The organism is Pantoea sp. At-9b (genome assembly GCF_000175935.2).
Taxonomy (GTDB): Bacteria; Pseudomonadota; Gammaproteobacteria; order Enterobacterales; family Enterobacteriaceae; genus Pantoea.
Genome location: NC_014839.1, coordinates 373,137 through 394,054, shown reverse-complemented (window position 1 = coordinate 394,054; position 20,918 = coordinate 373,137). Strand labels below are relative to the sequence as shown.

At 59.4% G+C, this 20,918-nt stretch carries 27 protein-coding genes; all 27 read right to left on the bottom strand.

The genetic code is table 11. The annotated features are described in order from the left end of the window. Window positions 1-58: 58 nt before the first annotated feature. The 27 genes from PAT9B_RS25820 to rfaH all read right to left on the bottom strand — a co-directional run bounded on the left by PAT9B_RS25820 (window position 59) and on the right by rfaH (window position 20,906). Window positions 59-367 (bottom strand): hypothetical protein, encoded by a 309-nt coding sequence (locus tag PAT9B_RS25820; RefSeq protein ID WP_013512226.1) that lies wholly within the window; start codon window positions 365-367, stop codon window positions 59-61. A gap of 336 nt (window positions 368-703) precedes the next feature. Then, a complete protein-coding gene (locus tag PAT9B_RS25815; RefSeq protein WP_013512225.1) occupies window positions 704-1,018 on the bottom strand; it encodes a hypothetical protein in 315 nt (104 codons plus the stop codon). Window positions 1,019-1,102: 84 nt separating this feature from the next. Continuing rightward, on the bottom strand, window positions 1,103-1,834 hold the full coding sequence (gene traT / locus PAT9B_RS25810; RefSeq protein WP_013512224.1) for a complement resistance protein TraT: 732 nt from the start codon (window positions 1,832-1,834) through the stop codon (window positions 1,103-1,105). Between the two features lie 128 nt (window positions 1,835-1,962). Beyond that, a complete protein-coding gene (locus PAT9B_RS25805; RefSeq protein ID WP_013512223.1) occupies window positions 1,963-2,532 on the bottom strand; it encodes a hypothetical protein in 570 nt (189 codons plus the stop codon). A gap of 26 nt (window positions 2,533-2,558) precedes the next feature. Then, window positions 2,559-5,690: a conjugal transfer mating-pair stabilization protein TraG gene (gene traG, locus PAT9B_RS25800; RefSeq protein WP_013512222.1), complete on the bottom strand. Its 3,132-nt coding sequence runs from the start codon at window positions 5,688-5,690 to the stop codon at window positions 2,559-2,561. After that, window positions 5,683-7,050, bottom strand: coding sequence for a conjugal transfer pilus assembly protein TraH (gene traH / locus PAT9B_RS25795; protein ID WP_013512221.1), 1,368 nt, complete (start codon window positions 7,048-7,050; stop codon window positions 5,683-5,685). The genes traG and traH overlap by 8 nt, the downstream gene beginning before the upstream one ends. A 74-nt stretch (window positions 7,051-7,124) precedes the next feature. Then, complete coding sequence (locus PAT9B_RS25790) at window positions 7,125-7,628, bottom strand: ATP-binding protein (protein WP_041526184.1); 504 nt, start codon at window positions 7,626-7,628, stop codon at window positions 7,125-7,127. A gap of 23 nt (window positions 7,629-7,651) precedes the next feature. Further along, window positions 7,652-7,957 (bottom strand): hypothetical protein, encoded by a 306-nt coding sequence (locus tag PAT9B_RS25785; RefSeq protein WP_013512219.1) that lies wholly within the window; start codon window positions 7,955-7,957, stop codon window positions 7,652-7,654. 35 nt (window positions 7,958-7,992) lie between these two features. Continuing rightward, a complete protein-coding gene (gene trbB / locus PAT9B_RS25780; protein ID WP_013512218.1) occupies window positions 7,993-8,619 on the bottom strand; it encodes an F-type conjugal transfer protein TrbB in 627 nt (208 codons plus the stop codon). Beyond that, entirely contained in the window at window positions 8,609-8,821 is a 213-nt protein-coding gene (locus tag PAT9B_RS25775) for a hypothetical protein (RefSeq protein WP_013512217.1), read from the bottom strand. The genes trbB and PAT9B_RS25775 overlap by 11 nt, the downstream gene beginning before the upstream one ends. Continuing rightward, on the bottom strand, window positions 8,818-9,288 hold the full coding sequence (locus PAT9B_RS25770) for a hypothetical protein (protein WP_013512216.1): 471 nt from the start codon (window positions 9,286-9,288) through the stop codon (window positions 8,818-8,820). Before PAT9B_RS25770 ends, PAT9B_RS25775 begins: the two co-directional genes overlap by 4 nt. Window positions 9,289-9,298: 10 nt before the next feature. Then, a complete protein-coding gene (gene traF / locus PAT9B_RS25765) occupies window positions 9,299-10,096 on the bottom strand; it encodes a type-F conjugative transfer system pilin assembly protein TraF (protein ID WP_013512215.1) in 798 nt (265 codons plus the stop codon). Next, window positions 10,096-11,934, bottom strand: coding sequence for a type-F conjugative transfer system mating-pair stabilization protein TraN (gene traN, locus PAT9B_RS25760; protein WP_013512214.1), 1,839 nt, complete (start codon window positions 11,932-11,934; stop codon window positions 10,096-10,098). The genes traF and traN overlap by 1 nt, the downstream gene beginning before the upstream one ends. Beyond that, complete coding sequence (gene trbC / locus PAT9B_RS25755; protein ID WP_013512213.1) at window positions 11,931-12,557, bottom strand: type-F conjugative transfer system pilin assembly protein TrbC; 627 nt, start codon at window positions 12,555-12,557, stop codon at window positions 11,931-11,933. The genes traN and trbC overlap by 4 nt, the downstream gene beginning before the upstream one ends. 9 nt (window positions 12,558-12,566) lie before the next feature. After that, entirely contained in the window at window positions 12,567-13,559 is a 993-nt protein-coding gene (gene traU / locus PAT9B_RS25750) for a conjugal transfer pilus assembly protein TraU (protein ID WP_013512212.1), read from the bottom strand. Beyond that, window positions 13,556-13,897, bottom strand: a complete 342-nt coding sequence (locus PAT9B_RS25745) for a hypothetical protein (protein WP_013512211.1) — start codon at window positions 13,895-13,897, stop codon at window positions 13,556-13,558. Before PAT9B_RS25745 ends, traU begins: the two co-directional genes overlap by 4 nt. Before the next feature lie 171 nt (window positions 13,898-14,068). Then, window positions 14,069-14,359 carry a hypothetical protein gene (locus PAT9B_RS25740; protein WP_013512210.1) on the bottom strand — a complete coding sequence of 97 codons (291 nt, stop codon included), beginning with the start codon at window positions 14,357-14,359 and terminating at the stop codon, window positions 14,069-14,071. Continuing rightward, window positions 14,356-14,976, bottom strand: coding sequence for a type-F conjugative transfer system protein TraW (gene traW, locus PAT9B_RS25735; RefSeq protein ID WP_013512209.1), 621 nt, complete (start codon window positions 14,974-14,976; stop codon window positions 14,356-14,358). Before traW ends, PAT9B_RS25740 begins: the two co-directional genes overlap by 4 nt. Further along, a complete protein-coding gene (gene trbI / locus PAT9B_RS25730) occupies window positions 14,973-15,419 on the bottom strand; it encodes a type-F conjugative transfer system protein TrbI (protein ID WP_013512208.1) in 447 nt (148 codons plus the stop codon). The genes traW and trbI overlap by 4 nt, the downstream gene beginning before the upstream one ends. Window positions 15,420-15,434: 15 nt before the next feature. Next, a complete protein-coding gene (gene traC / locus PAT9B_RS25725) occupies window positions 15,435-18,074 on the bottom strand; it encodes a type IV secretion system protein TraC (protein ID WP_013512207.1) in 2,640 nt (879 codons plus the stop codon). After that, window positions 18,064-18,342, bottom strand: a complete 279-nt coding sequence (locus PAT9B_RS25720) for a hypothetical protein (RefSeq protein WP_013512206.1) — start codon at window positions 18,340-18,342, stop codon at window positions 18,064-18,066. The genes traC and PAT9B_RS25720 overlap by 11 nt, the downstream gene beginning before the upstream one ends. Further along, entirely contained in the window at window positions 18,342-18,890 is a 549-nt protein-coding gene (gene traV / locus PAT9B_RS25715) for a type IV conjugative transfer system lipoprotein TraV (protein WP_013512205.1), read from the bottom strand. The genes PAT9B_RS25720 and traV overlap by 1 nt, the downstream gene beginning before the upstream one ends. A gap of 156 nt (window positions 18,891-19,046) precedes the next feature. Continuing rightward, window positions 19,047-19,331, bottom strand: a complete 285-nt coding sequence (locus PAT9B_RS25710; protein WP_041526183.1) for a hypothetical protein — start codon at window positions 19,329-19,331, stop codon at window positions 19,047-19,049. Beyond that, on the bottom strand, window positions 19,321-19,503 hold the full coding sequence (locus PAT9B_RS25705; RefSeq protein WP_013512203.1) for a hypothetical protein: 183 nt from the start codon (window positions 19,501-19,503) through the stop codon (window positions 19,321-19,323). Before PAT9B_RS25705 ends, PAT9B_RS25710 begins: the two co-directional genes overlap by 11 nt. Continuing rightward, entirely contained in the window at window positions 19,496-19,969 is a 474-nt protein-coding gene (locus PAT9B_RS29520; RefSeq protein ID WP_013512202.1) for a hypothetical protein, read from the bottom strand. Before PAT9B_RS29520 ends, PAT9B_RS25705 begins: the two co-directional genes overlap by 8 nt. 53 nt (window positions 19,970-20,022) lie before the next feature. Beyond that, entirely contained in the window at window positions 20,023-20,397 is a 375-nt protein-coding gene (locus tag PAT9B_RS25695) for a hypothetical protein (RefSeq protein WP_013512201.1), read from the bottom strand. Next, window positions 20,394-20,906 (bottom strand): transcription/translation regulatory transformer protein RfaH, encoded by a 513-nt coding sequence (gene rfaH / locus PAT9B_RS25690; protein ID WP_013512200.1) that lies wholly within the window; start codon window positions 20,904-20,906, stop codon window positions 20,394-20,396. The genes PAT9B_RS25695 and rfaH overlap by 4 nt, the downstream gene beginning before the upstream one ends. Window positions 20,907-20,918: the final 12 nt, after the last annotated feature.

Here is a 20,918-nt window from a genome sequence, read left to right as displayed (position 1 = left end):
AACGTGAGAGGCGGGCCGCAGCCGGGCCCGTCAGGGATGAAAAACTGGCGCGGGTGCGTTATGACACGCGGGAAAAATGTGAAGCCTGACGTCGGGAGGTCCGGAAGAGTGAAACTGCCACCAGTGACCCCGTTGACAGCACCGCGCCGGCGGCCAGCACCAGGAGGGCCAGCAGCATCAGCGGGATACCGTCCGGTAACAGGGTACCGGTACTGCGCAGCGCAAGGTCATACGCGAACAGGCTGCTGTTGCTCATCATAAATTTCATCAGCGCTACCCCCTGAAACCAGAGGACAGAAGCACTCCACGCGAAAAACAGGGTAAACCAGGCAATAAGGGTGCGGCCCGCACCGTGATTCTGCAGCATAAAAACTCCTTAATGGATGAGGTATTGAGGAACAGACTGACGTTAATAACACCGTAGCTCCCGCCACAGTACAGGTGCCGGCGGCACCTGTGCGAGGAGGCGAAACATCACGGGAATGGAAATAAACACGAACGCACCGTCCTGACGGACAGCGACGAATAAATAATTACGGGAACCCTTTGTCAGGGAGGAGGCGGCACCTGCTGTGCAGGTACCACCTTTGTGTCCGCAGAATGCATGTGCGGACGGGGGAGTGCGGATGCCGTCGTGTTCAGTGAGAACGGGTAAATGCTCACCGGGGACATCCGCGTCCGGTGTGGTGGACCCGGCTGATAATTAATAACCTGTTTCTCTGCGCTCTGCAAGACGCCACAGATACCGCGCAAAACGGTTGATTACCGTACCGACAGTCAGCCCGACCGCACACGCCAGCAGTACATACAGAAAAAATACCGGCACCAGCACCTCCGCAAACGGGATGCCTGCGTGAGAGGGCCCCTGCTCCATCGTATTCTGTACCACGTCCAGCAACATTTCAGGAAGAAAGTCCTGTGTGGAAAAGAGGAAAATCAGCGTGAACGGGATACTCAGCGCCACAGTTGTGGACCATTCAGGCAGCAGGCTGTCGAGCAGTTCAGTTTTTCGGTGCATCCGGGGATCCTGTCATGGCTTAAAGTCCCGAAACAGTACCACATATAATCAGAGAAGCGGCACCGGGGTGCCGCTCCGCGGGACTTACATAATCCCGGCAACCGACTTCGCCAGCTGGGCTTCCAGCACCGGCTTCGCTTCCTCAAATTTCAGGTTGACCTTGTTGGCATTGGAGACGACGCGGGTCTGGTATTTCATACGATTACCTTCCTCGCTGCTGATCTGCACTTTAACACCGGAGGTTCCCTGTCGCAGGGCCGCCACGTTATCGGTGGTCACTTTTGATTTACTGCGTTCGGAAATCTGCAGATCGGTCACCATCGTGAAGTTCACGTCTTCCACCATTGCATCTGCCGCCATGCCTGCCAGACCGGCCGCCAGTCCGACGCCGAGGATGGCACCGCCGGATGAGCTGTTATACGCAGTGATCCCGCTGCCCAGGGCAGCCCCCATAGCTGCCCCCTCATACCCGCTGGAAAGGAACCCCTGCGCCTGCCGCAGGTCCATTTTCTCGGCCTTCAGCACGTTTGCCTGAATCCAGTAGTAGGCTGCATCCGGCGATGACGTCACGGTGTAGCCTTTGGCGCGAAGATCCTGCGCCAGCAGGGTCGGCAGGTCGCTCATGTCTTTATCAGAGGTATTGCGCACCTGCAGATATACGGTCTTCTGATCAGACGGTTCCAGCCAGACGGTCTGGCTCATCTGCGTTTTGACTTCGAGATTGCGCTTTTTGATGGCGGTGCTCATGGCACCACAGCCGGACAGTAACAGGGAGGCAGCAGCAATGGCCGCCACAAGCAGATTGCGGTTTTTCATGGACGTATCCTTGTTGAACGGAAAAAGCGGGCCGCACGCGCCCCGGGGCACGCTGATTTAATGGTATTTACGGAGAGAACCCTTCCGTCAGAGTGCCGGAAGGGAATATCGGCAGACGCCGTGAGAACTTAAATCTTTTTAATCAGGTTGCTGATTTTTTCCAGAGCCAGACCAGCTCCGAGACGATTGATTTCCATTCCTACAGTAATGTTAAGAACCAGAAACAAAGCAAACTCTAGTGCCGGAATACCGAAAGCAAACCATGAAATGAAACCTGATAAAATCACTGAAAGAATCATTAATCCTACAAAAAAAGTAAAAGTGCGCTTAACAACCTTTCTCAAGTGACTAAATATCAATGATTTTTCACGAACATCTTCAGGTATGACCATGTACATAATAATGTTGCTATAGGTCATAAATGCAAAAATAAGCCCTATAATTGCAGTAGGAACAGTGACAACCCATCCTTCACTTAAAAAGTAGTCCCAATACCCATATATGGAATTAATATCGCTATAGAAAGATACATATACCATTGAAATACTGGCAAAACTTAACAGGACCGCAAGCATGGGGAATAGGATACTTACCCTAAATACCTTTGAGGCTGAAGGAATCACCCTGTAGTCCGAGCTAAAACTTCCAGTAATCAAGGATATATCGGCATTAATTTCAGAAACAGAAAGATTTCCCATAATCCCTCCTCATAAAAACTTTAGATTTAAGAAGCTTTATTATGTGCTGCGCGGAGATTTTCCAGTTTTTTCTTAAACTCTTTAATCTCGGCACCATCCCCAATTGGTTTAGTCTGCCTTAAATCTTCTTCTGTACGGCCTATCTGTTGACTCCGGACCGCATCCTGATGCTCATCCCTGAGTATATTACTGGATGCCTGAACAGTGGTTTTATTTTCAGCGATTTTCCCGTCATTTTCCCTGACAGTTTCCATCAGGCCAGATCTTTGTGCTGCCACCTTATCAGCCACGTTACTCTGAATACCCGAGCCTGCGGCCTGCCCGCTCACGCGACGGGAACTGCTGAGGAAGTCATCCGTCATTGCCTGTGACGGTGCACCTGCCGGCACGCTGAGGTTGCGTTCACGGTGCTGAACGTTTGTCGCCGTTGCCCGTCCGTTTCCGCTGACAGCCCCCTGCGATTCGCCAGCTGTAACTTCACGACCGTTCTGCCGCAAGCTGCCCGACACAGGTTCTGTACTTCCCGCCGTCGGACCGGTCGGATATTGCTCACGTGCGTTGCCGATGCTGCCGGTATGTTCCCCTGCTGGTACGGCGGGTCCTGACACCGGTGAACCCGCCTGAACCCGTGCATCACCGTTCACAGGCATATAAGGTGCATCCAGTGAGCGGGTAGGCTGCAGCGGCTGTCCGTTCACCTGGTCAGTCCGCGCACCGTAGTTCCGCATGATTTCCGGCTCAAGCCGCTCGTGCATAAACTCGGTGGCCGCGCCCTGTGCGCTCCTGACGTTGGTCAGGATGTTCTGCGCATCGCTGCCGTACTTCGCCGTGGTCCAGTCCACAAACTCCTGGTTGTAGTTGGCGTCCAGGCTGGCGCTCTGCGTCTGCGACAGCGTGGCCATGCGGCTGAACTCCTGACTCCGTGTGCTGCTCTCCGTGTACTGGTGGTACTGACTCTTCGCATCGTTGAGCGTCGCCGCAAACTGCTGCGCCTGCGAGGCCGACTGATTGTCGGTATGGCTGCCTGATTCGCTCAGGCGGGCAGAGGTGACCATATCCACCCCCTCCCGGAAATCGCGCGCCTCCTGGCTGTTCTGGTCGTGGCGGTTGTCGCGCCCCTCGGCGTGGCTGTCCTGCGTACCGTGTGAGCTGCCGGAAGTATGACGCCAGTCAACGCTGCCCTCACCACCTGCGCTGAGTCCGGTGGCCCACTTACCGAGTTTACCGGCCAGCTGGTCACCGGAGTCAAATTTGACATATCCTCTGGCACCCGTTCCCCCCTGGTTAGTGATATCCATCAGCTGGTTATACGCCTGCTGTTCAGAGACATTATGCGACTTCGCGTAGCTCTCCACCGCCGACTGCATTTTGCTCGCGCCGCGGCTGATGTTCGTTGATACGGTGCTGTCACTGCCCTGCGTCACGCTGTCGCTGTTCCCGCTCTGGTGCGTCAGCTGGTTCATCTGCTGGAAGCCGCTGGTCACGCTGTGATTATACCCGTCCAGCGAACTCTGCGCCTCCTGCTGCGCCTGACGCGCCTGTTCGGAGAAACCGCTGCTGGCCAGCGCGCTGAGCCGCATGTTCACCGGCAGATTCGATATCGCCCCGCTGGTGTCATAGACGCTGTGCCCGTCGGCCGTCTGCGTGTGCATCGAGCCGTTGCCGGTCTGAAACGCCTGCTGCCCGGACCGGCGACTCATGTTGGTGTCAAACTTGTTGGCGTTGACGTTATCCATCGACATGTTGTTAAACGACCAGTTGCCGTCGGCCGTGGTGGATGCCTGTCCGCCGGTCGCAAACGCTGCCGAACTCATGATGCCACCCACGGCCTGCGACGCCACCGATGCCGCGCCTTTCGTCAGGAAAAACGCCAGTACCGGTATCGACATGCTGAGATAGCCTGCGATGTTTGCCGCATCCGAATGCTGCAGAGCCACCTGATCCTGATTTGCCAGCACCAGCGCCGTGCTGCCGGTCTTCGACTGCAGGTAGAAGTTGGCCAGCGAGTTGAGGATGGCAAACATTACCGGCCACATCTGGAAGTAGAGAAAGCCCCCGGCGTAGAGCTTCAGCGTGTTCAGCCCGAAAATGCTGTGGTTGACCAGCGAAAGCGCAATCACCAGTGGAAACAGGCCAATCAGCACCAGCATCATCAGCGACTGAAACATCGGCAGGGTACGGGCCGCTATCACGCCGCCTGCCCCCCAGCTGATGCGCTGTTTGGTCAGGCTGGACTCCGTGGCCAGGTTGAGCAGGTTGGCCGTGTCGGACGACCGCGCCGCAAACCCTTTCCAGCCGTCTCGGACGGCGGCATACGTGACGTTATTACGCATAATCTGCGACGCACTCTGCCCCCCGGCGTAAAAAAAGTCATAGCTGTCAGCCATCGCGCTGCTGAGCAATGAGCTTGCGTCAATCCGGCTGCCGAACAGTCGCGTCGAAAGTGCCTGCCAGGTGGTCCCCCCGATGCTGATGTCCGCCCCGATCAGGTTCTGAATGAGCCCCGCCGCCTGCTGGCAGGTGATGAACTGGCGGCCGCCGCCGGTATCCTGGTACAGACCGCGCAGCGGACTCGGATTACTGGTGATGAGCGTCAGCGGGTCCTTGCTGTTCAGCAGCTGCGCCACGGTGTATTTGTTATTCAGCAGAATATCGCCCATCACGCAGTTTTCCACGTAGTCGGTGAGCATCTGCGACAGCTGCGGGTTCTGCGTGCGGAAGTCAGACGACTGCGCCACAATCTGCGAGCCAAACAGCATCCCCGACTTCGTGTAGGTCAGTGAGTCCGGTCGGGCCAGCGCATAGTCATACAGCTGCGCCACCCCAAAACCGGCCCCCGTCGCCAGTCCGGCAATCGCAGCCAGCCCCGCCGGCACGTTATCCACCTCGTACACCGCGGCCGGGTCCGTGATGTCAATAATCTGCACGCTGCGCTTCGGCACCAGCAGCACGGACGTGATGACGAAAAAGATGGCCACCCAGTGCAGAAACACCATCGGATTGCGTGATTTGATAAAACTGAACATCACACCCAGCACGCCGAACAGACCGACGATGCGCTTCAGCGTGCTGAACGTATCCGAGCCGATGATGGTGACCACGCCGTTAAACACCTGCCGCCACATGTCCCCGCCGTAAATGGTCCAGACTTCAGTCATTGCCGCGCCCCCACTGGTAGTTGCCCTGATAAGACGTTGAGATGATGGTTGAGACCTGCTGCTGAAGGTACTGCATGTTGCGGTCGATGCCGTCCAGTGCGTTCTGGTCTGCGGTGGACTGCAGCTTCATCTGCGCCAGCAGCGAAGTCGCCGCCATCACGTTGTTGCGCAGTTCACCCGCCGCCTGTTCCGGGAAGTTCTTACCCGCCAGCGACTGGCTGGCCTGCTTCACCAGCTCCTGCAGGTACTGGATCATCATGTCCTGCGCGATAAAGTCCGCCACCTGTATCAGGTAGGTCGGGCTCATCCCCATGCTGCGGGAGTTGGTCAGATACTTCAGCACCGGCACCGAGGTGGTGTTGATAAAGCCCTTTTCCTTATCCGACAGGCCGGTGTCTGCGCTGAGCTTGCTGTCGATGGAAATCATCAGGTTACGCACCTGCGTGACCAGCGCGACGTCACTGCTGACGGTCACGTCCGTGACCACCGGACCCAGGCAGAGGTCGGCCTCGTCGCAGCCGTAGATTTTCGCGGTTCCCCCGCGCATCAGCACGGTGATGATGTCCCGGTTATCAACCAGCGGTGAGAGGATGGTGACCTGCCCGTCCTTGTTGAAGATAATGGAGCCCACTACGCTCATGACCAGCTCCTTCAGCTGCCGGTTGCCGTCAAACAGATGGTTACGCCCCAGCGCATCCCAGATGAGGTTTTTGTTCTTCAGCACCTGGTCTTTTTCAGCGTCAGAGGCTTTACTGGTGACACTGTCACCCTGACCGCCCACCGTGCATCCCTGACGCGATGCCGCCCAGTCCGCAAAAATGTTGCTCTCCCCGGCAATGTCCTGACAGATTTTCAGGTTCGACGCCTGGGACACCGGCCACAGGCCACCGATGATCCCCTGTGCGGCCTGACACGAACTCATGTTCATGGAGTTGACATCCGAGGCCAGCTTCTGCAGGAAGTCTTTGGCCTGTTTTAGCTCCGGGACCATTGTCTGCAGTGCCAGGTCAAAGGCATAGCCGGCGGCATTACTCATGATCTGCTTCACGAACCGCTGCAGTTCAGCACCGTTAATGAAGGAAAAAGCCCCCAGATAGGCGTCAATGCCGCCGCAGCCGGCATTGAGTGACGGCACCTGCATTGAAATAAGCTGTACCTGCTTGACCGGGTTACGCAGATAAATGGAGCCGCCGGTAACGTAACCGGCCGCCTGCCCCTGCCACGCCTGCGCTTTTGAGACGTTGCCGTCAAAGCCGAGGCTGCCGAAATAGCCGTTCAGGTCGCCCTGCACGTCGGCCAGAGCCGGTACGCTTATGACCAGGGCCGTCGCGACGGAAAGAAGGAACTGCCTGAGTTTCATGTGATAAAGCTCCGTAACGGGATAGGTTCATGGTTCATTCCATCGGAGGGATTAAATGAACGCGCAGGCAGCTGTTATTTCACCTGGTGGAAGGTAACGGGGTAGCGGGACCCGGGGCCGTAACGAAATTCAGCAATCGTCTCAAAGGCGTCGGTGGGAAGTTCCCCTCCATGAGGCAGAGCGTTACCTTTTGAGGAGAGTGATTCCTGCGAAAAGATAAACAGGCTCACGCCTTTATCGCTGAGTTCGCTCAGCAGTGCCCTGAACGCGCTGCCTGCATACTGCGGAAAAAAGCCATCGAGGATGAGGATCTTTTTCCTGCTGGCGGCCAGCCGCGCGAGGATGTCATCCAGTTCCGCTTTAAACTCTTCCGGCGACAGCAGCTCGTAGCCGAACCAGTCCGCTTTAAGCTGCGTGGCCAGAATACGGGCAACAGTCGATTTGCCGGTTCCGGTCGCGCCCTGCACATAAACGTGTCCACCGCGCGTGCGCCAGAGCTCAGTCAACACCCTGGCATGTTCTTCCACGTTCAGCTGCAGCATTTTTTCCGGCGTAAGGGCCTTAAAAAGGGTATGCATGTTTTTTTCCATTTCAGTTAGTCTCAGTGGGGGGACGTGTTGCCGGGGCGGTAAGGGCCGCGGTCAGTCATGAATCCGTGCCGGCGCAGCGTGAGGCTGACCAGCGCGCCGCAGCCGAAGCCGCCGGCAAGGGCAAAAAGAAACAGCAGCGGGAAGACCTGCAGACCGTTCATGAGCAGTCCGTCAGGACCGCCTGCCGCCGCCATGATGTTGCGGTTCATCAGCTCACAGACCAGCCAGGCATACAGCCCCGCCGCAGCCAGCAGCGACACACAGACGAGCAGCAGCGCCGTCTCCAGCCGCGAGAAGGTTAAGGGAGTCTCGTACATGATTTTTCCGTCAGACGACGGCCATCGCCGTCGGGTTACTGTGGGGTCACTTCCGCGCTGGAAGGCACCGGGCCGAGCGTATCCGGGGCGAGGTGGTCAATGTCGGCCTCAATCATCAGCGCAAGGCGCTGACTGAGCGTGTTCATGTCCGTTTCACCCTGATAAAGCGGATACGCCACGTTGGTGTTGACGTTGACCATAAAGGTCGTCGGCGTCGCAATCGGCAGTCCGTTGCCGAAGAAGGTGAGGATCTCACCGGCTATCGGCTCATTTGCAGCAGCCTTACGCGGGATAAGTGCCACCGGGAAAGAGGCGTCACCGTAGCCATCCAGCGTGTAGGGATACACTTTTATCCCCATCCGGTCGGCCCAGTCCCGCAGCAGGGGATCGAATTTCGCGCTGTGGGTGCAGCTGCGCTGCATGAACACCACGATGGCGTAATCATTCAGGTTCACCGCGCGACCGCCCGTGAGCGTCATCATGTGTGGGGGCTTTGGCTGAATCCGCCGCGCCGGTTGTGAACCCGGGAGGCCAAAATCCGGCAGCGGCGCACCGCGCTGCGCTTTCGCCTGGTCCAGGACCGCTATCTCATCAGCCACCGTCGCCTGCGCAGCCAGCGGGCTGAGCAGCATCAGGGCCGTAAGGAATGCACTACGCCTCATGGTGAGCCTCCCGGCTGCGGCGCATACGCCGGTATGCCATGATATCGACCGCCAGCACCGCTGCGGCCAGAACAAAACCGGCCACGGTGCCGGTGACCAGAACCTGATGGGTCAGCGTCAGCGAATAGTTCATCAGCTGGCGCAGACAGTTAAAAATGATGCCGGTCATAAACAGCGTGGAAATCAGGGGCAATCGGTTCATACGGTTTCTCCTTTTTCCCGGCGGCGGATGCCCCACATCACCAGACTGGCGAGGATCGAAAACAGCACCCCAGTCTTATAGAACATCAGCAGCGTGTCGTTTGTCTCGTGTATCCAGACCTCGCGACTTTCCGGTGCTTTCACGCATGTGAATGGCGGCGGAGCTGTCTTCAAATCAGCAGGAACAGGTGCGCCGTCACGAAGCGTCTGGAGAGAGGCGGGAGGAAAATCCGCCTCGCGCGTGGCCTGCGGTGCACAGCCCCATACCTGCCCTGCCGGCGCGTCCCGCACCAGCCTCTCGGCTTCGTTCAGCAGCATCTGTCCGGCGCTGCCGGTGTTATGCGCGTCCAGCACAAACAGCAGAAAGAACAGCAGCGCAGGGTGGATAACCAGCGTCTGCATCAGCAGGTTCGTCAGGCTGCGGACGGCGCGCAGCCGCCCGTGCCAGACGGGTGAATGTATCAGCATCACTCAGTCCTCAGAAGTTGGGTTTAAAGCCGGTAGCCACGTTGAGAAAACGTTTTGCCAGGTCGTCCTGCGTCATAAAGCCGTAGGCGAGCGGGCGGTAATTCTTTGTGGCAGGGTCCACCAGGAACAGCGCAGGGAAGTGGCTGATCCCCATGCGCGCGCTCTGCCCGCTGTCCTGACGGCTGTCCGGCACCTGCGGCGACACGGTACCGTCCACGCTGACCGGGATGAGGGAGATATGGCGCAGACGCGCAAAATCCGCCACCACGCCCGCCATCTGCGCATCAATCGGGTCACTGCCGCGGTAGAAGTAGAACAGACCGTACTGCCCGGCCAGCCTGCTGATGGCCTGCGTCTGCTCCTCCTGATCGCGCGCCTGCTGGAGCGGGGCCGTGCTGTTGTAGTGCGGGTGCTCCAGGTTGTAGTCGAGGTCCGGGTGATCCAGCTGCGCCACCGCGAACGACTGACTGAACATCGAGGCGCGGTCGGTCCAGAACTTCTGCCAGCGCAGGAAAGTCGCCGTGTTTTCCGCCGAGGGATACAGAATGGCGCGATCCAGCGCCTGTTTTGTATAGCCCTTAAGCACCTCCGCCTGCTTCTCTGGTGAAAGCTGACTGAAGTCCGGCACACGCGGTGCCGGCGGTTCCGGAGCCGGGGTGTCCGGTTTTTTCTTCGGCTCGTTGTACCAGTGCCAGCCGGTAAACGGGTCGGCCGGCGTTACCACCGTATCGGCAGGTGGTGACGTTTCATCCGCCTGTGCACCGGTCACACAGACCAGAAGCAGCAGGGCAGGTAACAGATTTTTCATTATTTCCCTCCCGTCTGCGCCGCCACCTGCGCGGCAATGCGGTCTTTTGCCTGCTGCACCATCGTCGCCGAGTCCGGGATTTTCTGGTTGGCCATCAGGTCGCTGTAGAAGTCCTGGAAGTTAATCAGGTCGAAGTTGATGCTCTGCAGCTCCGGTACCGTGATGCCGCGGCAGTCGGGTGAATCGCCGCTGCCGAAGCTGATGTGCAGCTGGTCGCGACGCCCCTGTTCCTGAATGATGCGCGCGAGCTTGCCCTGAAAAACGCAGTACGCCTGCTTTTTCTGCACGCAGACGCCGAGCACCTCCCGGTTACAGGCTTCGCCGACCAGTACCGTCACCTTTTTCGCTTTGGCTTTACCGATGGCCATCTCGTCGCTGTTACAGTTCGCCAGCCCGGCGCTGTTGCCCCAGCCGGTGTCCACACAGCAGTTGGAGAAGCCCGCCATCGCCTTGCGGCAGTACAGCGCCTGCCCGGTAAAGGCCTTTATGTTGACCTGGTCATCCCTGACGTCCTCACCGGCCGAGGCCAGCCCGGCGAGTTTGGCCACTGCAGTATCAAACCCGCTGTCGCCCGCCCCGTCAGTCTCACTGCAGTCGCCGCTCTGGCAGAAATACTGCCCTGCACACAGCAGCCCCTGCGAGCTGTACGTGGTCTGGCACTGATACGTGTCCGCCTCATGCAGGCAGATACCCCCTTCCGATGCGGTACAGCTGCGCCCGGACACCGTGCAGTTCCGGTCTGCCATCAGCGTGGCGCAGTTGCCGGTGGAGTTCACCGGGACGATATACGCATCCGAATACTGCCAGCAGTCCGCGCTCTGACTGTAGGTCTGCCCGTCCACCGTCACAGTACGCGTCCCTCCCGGATCGACGCAGGTGGTTCCGTCAGTGGCGATTGCCGTGGATTTATCAAAGCCGCAGGACTCAGACCAGGTCACGTCCGTGACATATTTACGATCCGTTTTCTGTATCGTGAGGGTCAGCACAAAGTGATACATCTTGTTGGCCTGACCCGCCGTCCAGATTGAACCGGGGTTATTTGCGTTGGCCTGATTGCCCAGGGTGAACGAAAGGGTATCGCCGGCACTGAGACTCACCCCGGACGCCAGGGTATATGATCCGGAATCGTCGTACATTGTCAGCTTCTGGCCGAGCGTGGTCACGTTGAGAAACCAGACGGGGTTGCTGTAGGCCAGACCTTTCCTGAACGTATAGGTAAACACGGCCGAGGTCACCGTGCCTTCCGGCACCGGCCCCCAGTTTACCGTCAGCGTGTCTGAGTTGAAGCCCAGCGAATCCGAGTCAATGGTTATCGTCTCCGTGGTCGTGGTGTCTTCGTAGTGCCCCGTTACCGTGCCCGTGCGGGCGCAGGTCTGTACCTGATTCACATCCCTGTCGCAGCTGTAGTTCTCAAACACCGATTTCGACACGACTTTGGTGGTGCACTGCGTATTCGTTCCGTCCGTGATACTGGCGCTGTTTGCCTCGGCATTTTTGCCGTTCTGAATAAAATCCGCCGTCGGGTCAATCGTTGTCGCCGGATTGGTCGTGCCGGAGCTGATGATGCTCTGACCGGCATCATCCTGCCCGAGCGCTGACTGGCCCTTTGAGCTGATGTCGCCGTCTCCGCCCTGCACACCGCCGTAATAACTGCTCTGCGAAGGGCTGGCCGTGTAGCCGGGAATGACCGAGGACGGGTCGGTCCCGGACGCCGCCGATGTCCCCTGGCTTTTACTGCTTGCCGCGGCGGCTGCGCCGGCGTTGTACGCATCACTGACGCCGTCCGCAACGGCGCAATGCCCCACAGCCAGCAGCAGAAAAAGAAGCAGTCTTTTCATCGGGCGGCCTCCCCGTTTTTCAGCAACTGAGCGGCCGTACCGGCACAGTCACCGCGCTGTCTGACCTCTTCCAGCGCCTGCTTCACCGGCAGGCTGCCGTACAGCACATCAAATTTTCCGCCACAGGTGACAACCAGCGCCGGGACCGCCTTAATGCCGTACTGCTGATACAGCGTCGGGTCAATCTGGACGCCCGCCTGCTTATCCTTTTTAGAGAGCTCAAACATCTTTTCAGCGGTCTGGCGGAAGTCGTTGTTCAGCAGTCCGCGCAGCGTGGCCGGAATACCGAAGCGCCGGGCGTCGGCGAGCATCGGCAGCAGCCCTTCTTCCGGGATACCCAGGCTCACAAAATAGACGGCCGCCGGCGTGGTCCGGCTGCTGCTGTTCTGGTCCGCCTCAGAGGCCGCAATTTCGTTCTGCATCTGCGCCACCCGCCCCTGCTGTGCCGCCGGCAGGGTGATGTTCATGCCCTGCAGCTGGCTTTTGAACAGTTCCAGATCGCGCTGCTGCTGTTTCATGTAGGCCATGTCATTGCCGGACACGGTGGGCTGCTGTGCGGCGCCCGCCTTTACACACAGCAGCGCAGCGCTGAGCATCAGCATCGTTATCAGAAAGGTTTTCATAACAGGTCCTTAGAGGAAAACGCAGTTGCGTTTGCGCCACATGAGGTAACCGAAGTTCTTTTTCGACGTCGGGGAATTGTGTGTACTGCCCCACAGCTGGGTCGTGGTGCCGAACGGGTGACAGTCCGAGGGTTCCGGGTACATGTTCACCATCTGATAGCGCCAGCGTGATTTCGGCATGATCGGGGAGGGATACTCATAACAGACGGCGGTATCCGCCCCCACCGTTTCCATCACCAGTCCCTCACGGTGCAGCTTGAAGGCCATGCGTTCGCTGACCAGCAGCGAGGCCTCCAGCGGGGAAAACTCATTGCTGGTATAGCCCGTGAACGGGTACATCGAGCCCTGGGCACCGGCACACCAGAACAGCGGGTCCAGCGGCATGCCCGTGGCGGACGCCAGGGCGTCTGCCGCGCAGGCCCCCTGCGCCAGAAGGTTACTGAACAGCGCCACCTCCGGGTTAATGATCATGGACAGCGTGCTGTCGTTCCAGAGCGGGTCCACTTCGGAGAGATAAGCGATATCCATGTCCCCGGTCTGCATGCAGCCGACGCTGGTGATGATGTTCAGCCACCAGATAAGCGGATACTTGTACCAGTGCACATGATAAAAGCTGCCGGGTGTGGGGGCATCGCTCTGCCCGCCCCGCCCGGTACCGGTCCGGCCGAGGTCGATTTTAAAGCCGCCCATATTGACCATCACCCCGGGTTCACGGGTCACGTCAGTCATCGCCATCGGTTCCCAGAACCCGATGGCCAGCCCCAGCCGGTAAAGGATGCCCACCGGGCAGAGCTGAATGGGGGACCCCGGGTTTGGCGTGTCCGGATGCGCACCGGAAGCCAGCTGGATGCTGCCCAGCGTCATCGGGAACAGGCACTTCCAGCAGACGTCGCTGATGGGATTCACCCAGCGACCGTCTCCGGCGTTACTGGCCGCGGCCATGACCGGGTTTGCCAGCATGGCAGAGAGCAGCAGGCAGGCCACAAGAAAGAACCGCTTCATGCTGTCCCGCCCTCATCCCGTCGGCGCAGCCAGATACAGACCGCACCATCCTCCGTGTCGTGGATGCTGCCGGTAAACCAGCCTTCACCCGTCGGGCACGAAGGCAGCCAGTCGCTGCAGTCTCCCGTTTTCCCGAAGCGGACGGACATCGCCTCCGGCACCTCGTTGTCCATCCAGACCGTGGCTGAGATCAGGTGGTGCGCCGTCAGCCAGGCTTCAAACTCACCCGGCAACGGATATTCGCGGTTGTCTGCAGGCGTAAAAAAACCGGGGTGTGTCCAGCAGCCCCACCGATCGCGCACGACCGGCTGAGCCGATAATTCAGCAGGATGTGTCATAAATGATTTTCCGTAGTGGTGGCAGCGGAACTGCCGGAGGATCAGACGTTAATCAGGCCTGCCTGCGGGGTGCAGGCTGAGGCGTACCGCAGCGGCGCGAGGAACGAACAGCCTGCGCACGGCAGGAAGAAGACATTTTTTGAAGGCTGTGGAATTCAGCGCGGGATCAGGTCAGTCTGCATGTGTCACCTTACCTTCAGGGGCAGGCTGCATGCCGTGGCGGCGCATCACCTCACCCACATCTTTATCGGTCAGCGAGGCCAGCACGATGGCTGACCGGACTTCTCCGTTGCAGGCCAGCAGGGTCTGCAGCGCCGCACGCAGAATCACCGACTCCGAATACAGCGGAAATTCGGCGGTCATCCGGCGAAGCCCGGATTTGTCATCATCATCCAGGCGTACCTGGGCGTTATGGCGTTTTACTTTCTGCGGGGCCGTCTGCCCCCGTGCGTTGTGACTCATTTCAGTGCCACCTCCTCCACCCTGAGCCACCGGTCATCGCGCGTGACGCGCACCGGCGTGTGCTCAAAGCCAAATTTCGTTGTTAATGTGCCGTACTGGTCGAAGTACACCGGCTCGTCCAGCGCCAGGCTGCTGTCACGGATATTGCCCTTCACCAGGATGACCTTGAAATTCTGCTGCCCGGTCAGCTGCTGTTTTACCCAGCGCATCTGTGCCGGATTGTCACCGTCGATGAAGTACAGCGTTTCGCTGTACGGCACCTTATCCAGCGGGTTCACCCGGTCACCGGCCCGGGCAATGACGTTGCCCTTCATGTCCCGGATGGTTTCCTGCACGGTAAAGGTCGGGTCATAACGGAATGACCGGTCTTTCACCGCCGGCGTCAGCCCCGCCACCGGCTCAGGCCGCACCGCATGGGCCTTTACCCGCGCTTCGGCCTCACGCTGTATCCTGTCCAGCTCCCCGCTCTCCTTCATCCCCTGCAGCCGCTGACCGATAAAGGTCAGCAGGTCAGGCTCGGCAATCGGGAACAGATGGCCGAGGGTGCCGAGGTCTTTTGCGCCGGTGAACAGCGGGAACGTCAGGACAAGCAGCAGCACTGCCAGCCGGGGCCTCATGGTGTCCCCTGCATCTGCCGCGCAATGTCCGCCTGTATTTCCGGCGTGATGTCCGGTACGCCGGAGACAACCGCGCCTTTTACCAGGATGACGCCACCGTGCGCCGCCTGCCAGCCGGTCAGGCTGGCATTCAGCGCCGTCCCGAAGCGCGCCGTCAGCGTCGCGATGGCCTCTATCGTGAGCGGCGTCTGCGCCGTCTGCTGGCGGAAGGTGTCGAGGGTCCCCTTCATGTCGAACACCACGTATGCCGGCTGCAGGGTCCGGGCAACCAGCGCACTGATACCGGCGCTGAGTGCCATGACCACTGTGGCGAGGGCGGCAATACGGATCACCCGACCGCGCACCGGCGATACTTCTGTCTTTTTACCGATGGCTTCACGAAGCGTGCTGTCGTCTGCCGTTTCATTCTCCGCCCCTGCGGGCAGCCTTTTATCTTCCTGCATCAGTGTGTCCCCGTGTTATGCGGTGGTAATCCCGGCCCAGCGCTCCAGCTCCTGCATTTCGGCCTGGTACATGTGCGGCTCGCAGGCCAGCAGGTACGCCGACTCCTCGCTGGTTGCCCCGGCCCTCTGCGCCTCGGTCATATACTGGTAGTCTTCACCCGTGGTGCTGAACATCGCGCGCGTGACCGGGTCTACAAACACCCGGTAAAACGAACTTTGCTCACCCATAGAAATCATCACGGAACTGAAGCCCGTCAGACTGGCTTTGGCAAAGCCGCGGATAATCTGCGTTTCCATTTCGCTGAACTGCTCCGGCCACTCTTTGAGGTAAGTTTTAAAGGCTTTCGCTTCCTGCAGCAGCGTGATTTTGGTACCGCTGTTGTCCCATGCCGCCGCGGCGGCGGACGGAGCCGGCCTGTCCGGCAGGCCGGTAAAGTCTTTAATGCCCTGCGTGATGGTGACAAATGCGCCGCGGTGGCGACGCACCGTGCGGTAGCCGGTTTCGATAAAGCGCGCCGCATGCGGGTTCTGACCGCTGAACAGGCGCCACGCTTCGTCGATGATGGCCACCTTTTTCAGGTCGCGCGGCGAGTGGTACATCTTTTCCTGGATCGCCAGAATAAGTGAGTAAAGCACCGCAGAAAGCAGGTGGGGACGTTTCTCAAGGCCGAGCAGCTCCAGCACTGTGAAGCGCGTCTCGCCGTCCAGAGTCGGCTTGTCGGAGTTAAAGTATTCACCGTCGCTTCCCCATGTGCACCAGCGGTCCAGCAGCAGCACCAGCTCGTTAATACGGCTCATAATGGTCGGCTGCTGCCCGTACTCCTCACGGACCACGTCGCATTTCATGTACAGCACCACGTCATCGATACGGGCTTTGTTGCGCCTGGCCTCCCAGGCCGCCACTACGCCCTTCTGCAGAATGGCTTCGCTGACCTCGTCCAGGCTGCCCTGCGGACTTGCCAGCACGGTCAGCAGGCCGGTGATACCTTCCGCCGATTCAGCAATGTCCGTGACGTTTGCAAACGGGTTAAAGCGCAGCGTTTCGCCGTCAAGATAGGCCCCGCCCGCCTGCCGGCAGTAGTTCCGGTAGCTGCCCCCCATGTCGATAACCCAGGCAAATCCCTGTGCGTTAAGGACCTCACGCAGGATGCCCTGTATCAGGAAGCTCTTGCCTGCGCCGGACGTCCCTGTCACGCCAATGTTGAAGTTGGTCGAGCCGTTGTCCTCATCGAACATGTCAAAAAAGGCAATCTGGTTGCGGTAGGTCGCCAGCGGTATGCCCTGCGGCGACATCTGCCGCTCGGCGACCACCGGCATCAGGTTCACCGCGTTAAAGCTCTTGCAGCGCAGGGTGGCATTCATGTGCTTCATGTCGTCCCACAGCCCCTCCTGCATCAGAAACGGGAAGGTGGTGAGCCAGTTGCGCAGCTGCTGATAACGCGGGGCGGACATCTCCAGGTCATTTTTACGGAACACGTTGATGGCTGCGAGTTCGCAGGCCTGCTGCCCGCTGTCGCTGTCGGGCGTGAACAGCGTCAGGTTAAGGTTGAAGCTGCACATGGCGATTTCGTTGCTGGCCAGCCCCATGCGCAGGTCACGCCATTGCTGATAAGCAAGCTGCGTGTTCGGGAACAGTTTGCCGTAGGAGGAGTTGGCCTTTTTGCCCATGTCCTGTTCCTTACGGAACGCCTCGTTCTGGCTGGTGACCTGATCTTCAACGCAGATGGTCCAGCTCAGCAGGAACGGACAGGGAATACCGAGGTCCGGAAAGCGCATGTTCTGCAGGTTGTCCGACATCTGCCAGAGCGCGAACTGCTTCGGCTCCTTCGTCAGCTGCATATTGACGATGCGCGCGCTGGCAATGGCATCCTCCCTTCCCACACGTCGGTCACCGGGCTGCCGCGCCGTGGTGAGACGCAGGTAGCCCGGATGCACTTCCATTTCGGTACTGTGATCCACGCACTGCCGGTGCAGCTCCTGCTCCTGATTCCAGTGCCCTGCACCGGCATTCACCTGCCCCGGACGGTAGTTGATCTGCTCGCGGATGAGGGTCAGGAACTCCGGCGGTGTCACCCGCAGGGTATCCATATGGGCAGCCTGCATCGAGACGCGCAGGGTTTCACGTATCTGGGCCACCTCATCCATCACCCGCAGCCCCCCGGTGCCAGGGTGGGCGTACACCAGAAACACGCGGTAATTCCGCAGATAGAGCGGGTATTCCCGGTTATTGACGAGCCCCTTCAGCGCCGAGCGTTCCCAGTAGGCTTTGGTGATGGCGTTGAGGCGCGGTGCCATGCTGCCTTTCCACATGTCGCGGCTCAGCCCGTTTTCCAGCATGTCGCCCACGCACTTGCTGGCAACCATCAGCACCGTGACCGGCGTTTTACGCGGCAGCTTTTTACGCAGCAGGTCATCCAGCGCCTGCACCACCTGATGATTGGCCCCGGCGAGCGGTGCCACCTCCATGATGAAACCGACCGACCGGCTGTTGATAAACAGGTCGGATTTTTCATCGTACTCGCGATAAGGCAGCAGGCTGGTGAGGGAGGGATAGCTGAAGTTCTCCTCCAGCTTCTGCCGGGCCGACTTTGCGCCCCCTTCTTCGCGGCTGCTGCTGAGTATGCCGGCCAGATGATCGATAACGTTACTGAGCATGATGACCTCCGGCACAGGGTGTTCCGAACGCAGCCCTGAGCATGTCCTGAAGCAGGAAAGATTTTCCGGCGCCGGTGGTGGCGCTGTACATGAAAGCGTGTCCGCAGACGTTATCCGCCGGCAGCAGGCTGAACCCGGGCCAGACGGCATGATGCAACGCCGTTGTTGACGCTTCAGTGGCTGGCATGCGTGCCGTCATGAAAGTCCGCATCCCTGTCCCGATCCCGGTCTGTTGCGGCGATGGCGCCGCTGCCACGATTGGTTTCATTATTCCCCCTCGCTGATCACGCGAAAATCTTCGTCCCAGCGGGATTTCTGCTTCACAAACTCCACCACGGCGGGCTGATGGAAGCTGTCCTGTTCATCCACCCAGGGTGCTATCCACAGGCGCTGTGTGGCATCCGGGATACGCCGGGCATCCACCTGGCCGGGTCCGCTGTAATCCGCCGGGGTAATGCTGCCGGCCCCCACTGCACCTGTGCGCACCGGCACCGTGGAAGCCCGGAGCAGTGCGGGACTGACGGGCTGTCCCGCCACGGCGCGGGGCGCGACCGTGGCCACACTGACGGTGCGGTTCGGGTTAACGGCAGGCTTCAGGTTGCCGGGCGTCGCCAGCGCCTCAGCCGCAGGCTTTGGGCCGCTGTCCTTTGCAGCACTCAGGTCGTCCAGACTCTGGTGTTTCGAAGCCAGGTGGCTGGCATCCGACATTGAGAGACACTGGTCGGTGGCGGTTTTGTTACAGTCAAAGTCGGAGTTCATACCGGCACAGCCGGTGAGCGCCGCGCACAGCAGTGCGCACGCAAAGAGTTTATGCATGGTGGTGTCCTCAGTGGCGGGCGGGGCGCGCCGGGAATGTTGATGGTTGAAAAAGGGTGAAAAGTACAGAGAACCGGCCGGAGAAGTGCACAGATGAAGCCCCCCGATGGGGTCTTTCAGCGCGTCTCCCTGTCCGTATTCAAAGAGATGATCGGGTCAGTTAAATAAAAAGCTGGCAGCGGTCAGTGAGCTCCAGGACAGCGTGATGTTAATCTGCAGATCAACATTCTCCACGGCGTCAGCATGCATCTGCCGCAGCGTGGCCGCTTTATCTTCTTGAGCCGCACCACGCAGCAGATCAATACAGCGCCAGTCACGCATCATTGCGTTTAACCTGATAATTTTCCGTATACGCAGCGCCAGCAGCAGCCAGAGCACCACCGCGCAGGTCATCAGTATCCAGTGAATGGCGCACCAGACTCCGGGCGGATTAATATTCACCCGCTCTCTCCTGTGTGATACCTGCGGCCGCGAGCAGGCGTTGCTGATGTTCCGTCTCCGTCAGCAGTGCCGCGAGCTGACAGGCAGCTGCCTTTGACTGCCAGGCCTGACGGTAACGGACGCGCAGGGCACATAACCGGATAAGCTGCTCACGACGGGTGTGGTTATTCATACGGGATATCCTCCGTCTCATCATTTCTGACCTGACGTGATGTAAACGCGTATTCACACCGGGTGAGCGTACTCCGCTCTTTTTCCAGCCAGTCTGACAGCACCCGGGCCGTGAGATGCCCGGTTTCCGCCACACAGCACTGCAGTTCCCGGAACGCCACTGCGTCAGCGGGGCAGTACGATTTCAGTTCCTGAGCGGTAATATCCGGCCAGGAATGCGGTCTGCCCACCCGCTGTATCAGCAGGATGAGTGACAGCAGGACAAAACCGGCTGTCGCAACGTAAAGCACCGGTCTGCCGGTAAAGAGCCCGGTCGCCACCATCGCCGATAAACATGCCGTGACGAACCATACCGTCAGACTCCCCACATACGGCGGATAGCCTGCTGACCATTCGGCCGCCATGCGTCGCAGCCGGCAGTGCTGCGCCCACTGCTGACGGGCAGCCGGGTTCTGATTTCTGTTCATTTTTTTAAGCCCTTATATGCCGCTCATTCCGTGCAGGAAAAATACAAACCCCGTCATGACCATCCCCAGTAAAGGAGGAGCGCCACTCCCGCCATGACCATCCCGAATAAAGGCGGAATGCCCAGGTCACGGATGTCAACGACGGGGATCTGCCAGTACCAGAAGGCAAGCCCCCCGTACCAGACCACGGGCATCAGCCAGGCGATAACGAGTAATAACGGCACGGTCCATTCCAGTGAGTCGCATATCGTATGGCTGAGCACAACGATACCGGCGGCAACCAGCAGGGACACCCGCCAGAGAGGCCATTCACCCAGCCCCCACGGCATGTTCCCGGCGTGCACCAGCAGCCCCAGCGTGGTTTCGTTGACCACCATCAGCAGTGCCGTAAACAGAACAGGAAGTCTGCGTCCGACCGTCAGTCTCATGCGGCGGCCTCCCGCGCGGTGATATGAAAGCGCATATGCCCCTCCACCGGGACGCGCACCTCACGGTTCATCAGGGTCAGGAGCAGCATGGCGCGCTTCAGGCCGTCCGGCTCGTACCACACCGCCTCCAGACCTTCGAATGCGCCATCCCGGATAACCACCCGGTCACCGTGCACCGGTGCGTCCGTGTTCAGTGGCGCACGCTCCCAGCCCTGATTGAGCCGGATTATCACGCTGTCCGGCACCACGGACGGCAGGCCGCCGAAGCTGATGAGCGACGAGACACCGCGCGTGGCCTTGATGGCGGTGGTGTGCACCACTTCCGGGTCAAAACGCACAAAAATGTAGTTCGGGAACAGCGGTTGCTCGGCAATGCGCCGGATGCCCCCGTTCTGCAGCCGGACCTCGGAGAATACCGGAAACAGGCAGGTCACTCCCTGACTCAGCAGCTGCTGCTGCGCCCGCTTCTCCTGCGCATACTTCGTCTGTGCCACGTACCAGTTTTCCATTGCCCTCTCCTG

Excerpts from the sequence above, each read along its gene's own strand:
- PAT9B_RS25820 (WP_013512226.1), bottom strand. The coding sequence starts at position 367 with ATGCTGCAGAATCACGGTGCGGGCCGCACCCTTATTGCCTGGTTTACC.
- PAT9B_RS25775 (WP_013512217.1), bottom strand. The coding sequence starts at position 8,821 with ATGAACCGATTGCCCCTGATTTCCACGCTGTTTATGACCGGCATCATT.
- trbB (WP_013512218.1), bottom strand. The coding sequence starts at position 8,619 with ATGAGGCGTAGTGCATTCCTTACGGCCCTGATGCTGCTCAGCCCGCTG.
- traU (WP_013512212.1), bottom strand. The coding sequence starts at position 13,559 with ATGAAGCGGTTCTTTCTTGTGGCCTGCCTGCTGCTCTCTGCCATGCTG.
- PAT9B_RS25805 (WP_013512223.1), bottom strand. The coding sequence starts at position 2,532 with ATGGGAAATCTTTCTGTTTCTGAAATTAATGCCGATATATCCTTGATT.
- traF (WP_013512215.1), bottom strand. The coding sequence starts at position 10,096 with ATGAAAAATCTGTTACCTGCCCTGCTGCTTCTGGTCTGTGTGACCGGT.
- PAT9B_RS25740 (WP_013512210.1), bottom strand. The coding sequence starts at position 14,359 with ATGAGTCACAACGCACGGGGGCAGACGGCCCCGCAGAAAGTAAAACGC.
- PAT9B_RS29520 (WP_013512202.1), bottom strand. The coding sequence starts at position 19,969 with ATGAACAGAAATCAGAACCCGGCTGCCCGTCAGCAGTGGGCGCAGCAC.
- traG (WP_013512222.1), bottom strand. The coding sequence starts at position 5,690 with ATGACTGAAGTCTGGACCATTTACGGCGGGGACATGTGGCGGCAGGTG.
- PAT9B_RS25785 (WP_013512219.1), bottom strand. The coding sequence starts at position 7,957 with ATGTACGAGACTCCCTTAACCTTCTCGCGGCTGGAGACGGCGCTGCTG.
- traH (WP_013512221.1), bottom strand. The coding sequence starts at position 7,050 with ATGAAACTCAGGCAGTTCCTTCTTTCCGTCGCGACGGCCCTGGTCATA.
- PAT9B_RS25745 (WP_013512211.1), bottom strand. The coding sequence starts at position 13,897 with ATGACACATCCTGCTGAATTATCGGCTCAGCCGGTCGTGCGCGATCGG.
- trbC (WP_013512213.1), bottom strand. The coding sequence starts at position 12,557 with ATGAAAACCTTTCTGATAACGATGCTGATGCTCAGCGCTGCGCTGCTG.
- trbI (WP_013512208.1), bottom strand. The coding sequence starts at position 15,419 with ATGCAGGAAGATAAAAGGCTGCCCGCAGGGGCGGAGAATGAAACGGCA.
- rfaH (WP_013512200.1), bottom strand. The coding sequence starts at position 20,906 with ATGGAAAACTGGTACGTGGCACAGACGAAGTATGCGCAGGAGAAGCGG.
- traC (WP_013512207.1), bottom strand. The coding sequence starts at position 18,074 with ATGCTCAGTAACGTTATCGATCATCTGGCCGGCATACTCAGCAGCAGC.
- traW (WP_013512209.1), bottom strand. The coding sequence starts at position 14,976 with ATGAGGCCCCGGCTGGCAGTGCTGCTGCTTGTCCTGACGTTCCCGCTG.
- traT (WP_013512224.1), bottom strand. The coding sequence starts at position 1,834 with ATGAAAAACCGCAATCTGCTTGTGGCGGCCATTGCTGCTGCCTCCCTG.
- PAT9B_RS25720 (WP_013512206.1), bottom strand. The coding sequence starts at position 18,342 with ATGAAACCAATCGTGGCAGCGGCGCCATCGCCGCAACAGACCGGGATC.
- traN (WP_013512214.1), bottom strand. The coding sequence starts at position 11,934 with ATGAAAAGACTGCTTCTTTTTCTGCTGCTGGCTGTGGGGCATTGCGCC.
- PAT9B_RS25770 (WP_013512216.1), bottom strand. The coding sequence starts at position 9,288 with ATGCTGATACATTCACCCGTCTGGCACGGGCGGCTGCGCGCCGTCCGC.
- PAT9B_RS25790 (WP_041526184.1), bottom strand. The coding sequence starts at position 7,628 with ATGCATACCCTTTTTAAGGCCCTTACGCCGGAAAAAATGCTGCAGCTG.
- PAT9B_RS25815 (WP_013512225.1), bottom strand. The coding sequence starts at position 1,018 with ATGCACCGAAAAACTGAACTGCTCGACAGCCTGCTGCCTGAATGGTCC.
- traV (WP_013512205.1), bottom strand. The coding sequence starts at position 18,890 with ATGCATAAACTCTTTGCGTGCGCACTGCTGTGCGCGGCGCTCACCGGC.
- PAT9B_RS25695 (WP_013512201.1), bottom strand. The coding sequence starts at position 20,397 with ATGAGACTGACGGTCGGACGCAGACTTCCTGTTCTGTTTACGGCACTG.
- PAT9B_RS25705 (WP_013512203.1), bottom strand. The coding sequence starts at position 19,503 with ATGAATAACCACACCCGTCGTGAGCAGCTTATCCGGTTATGTGCCCTG.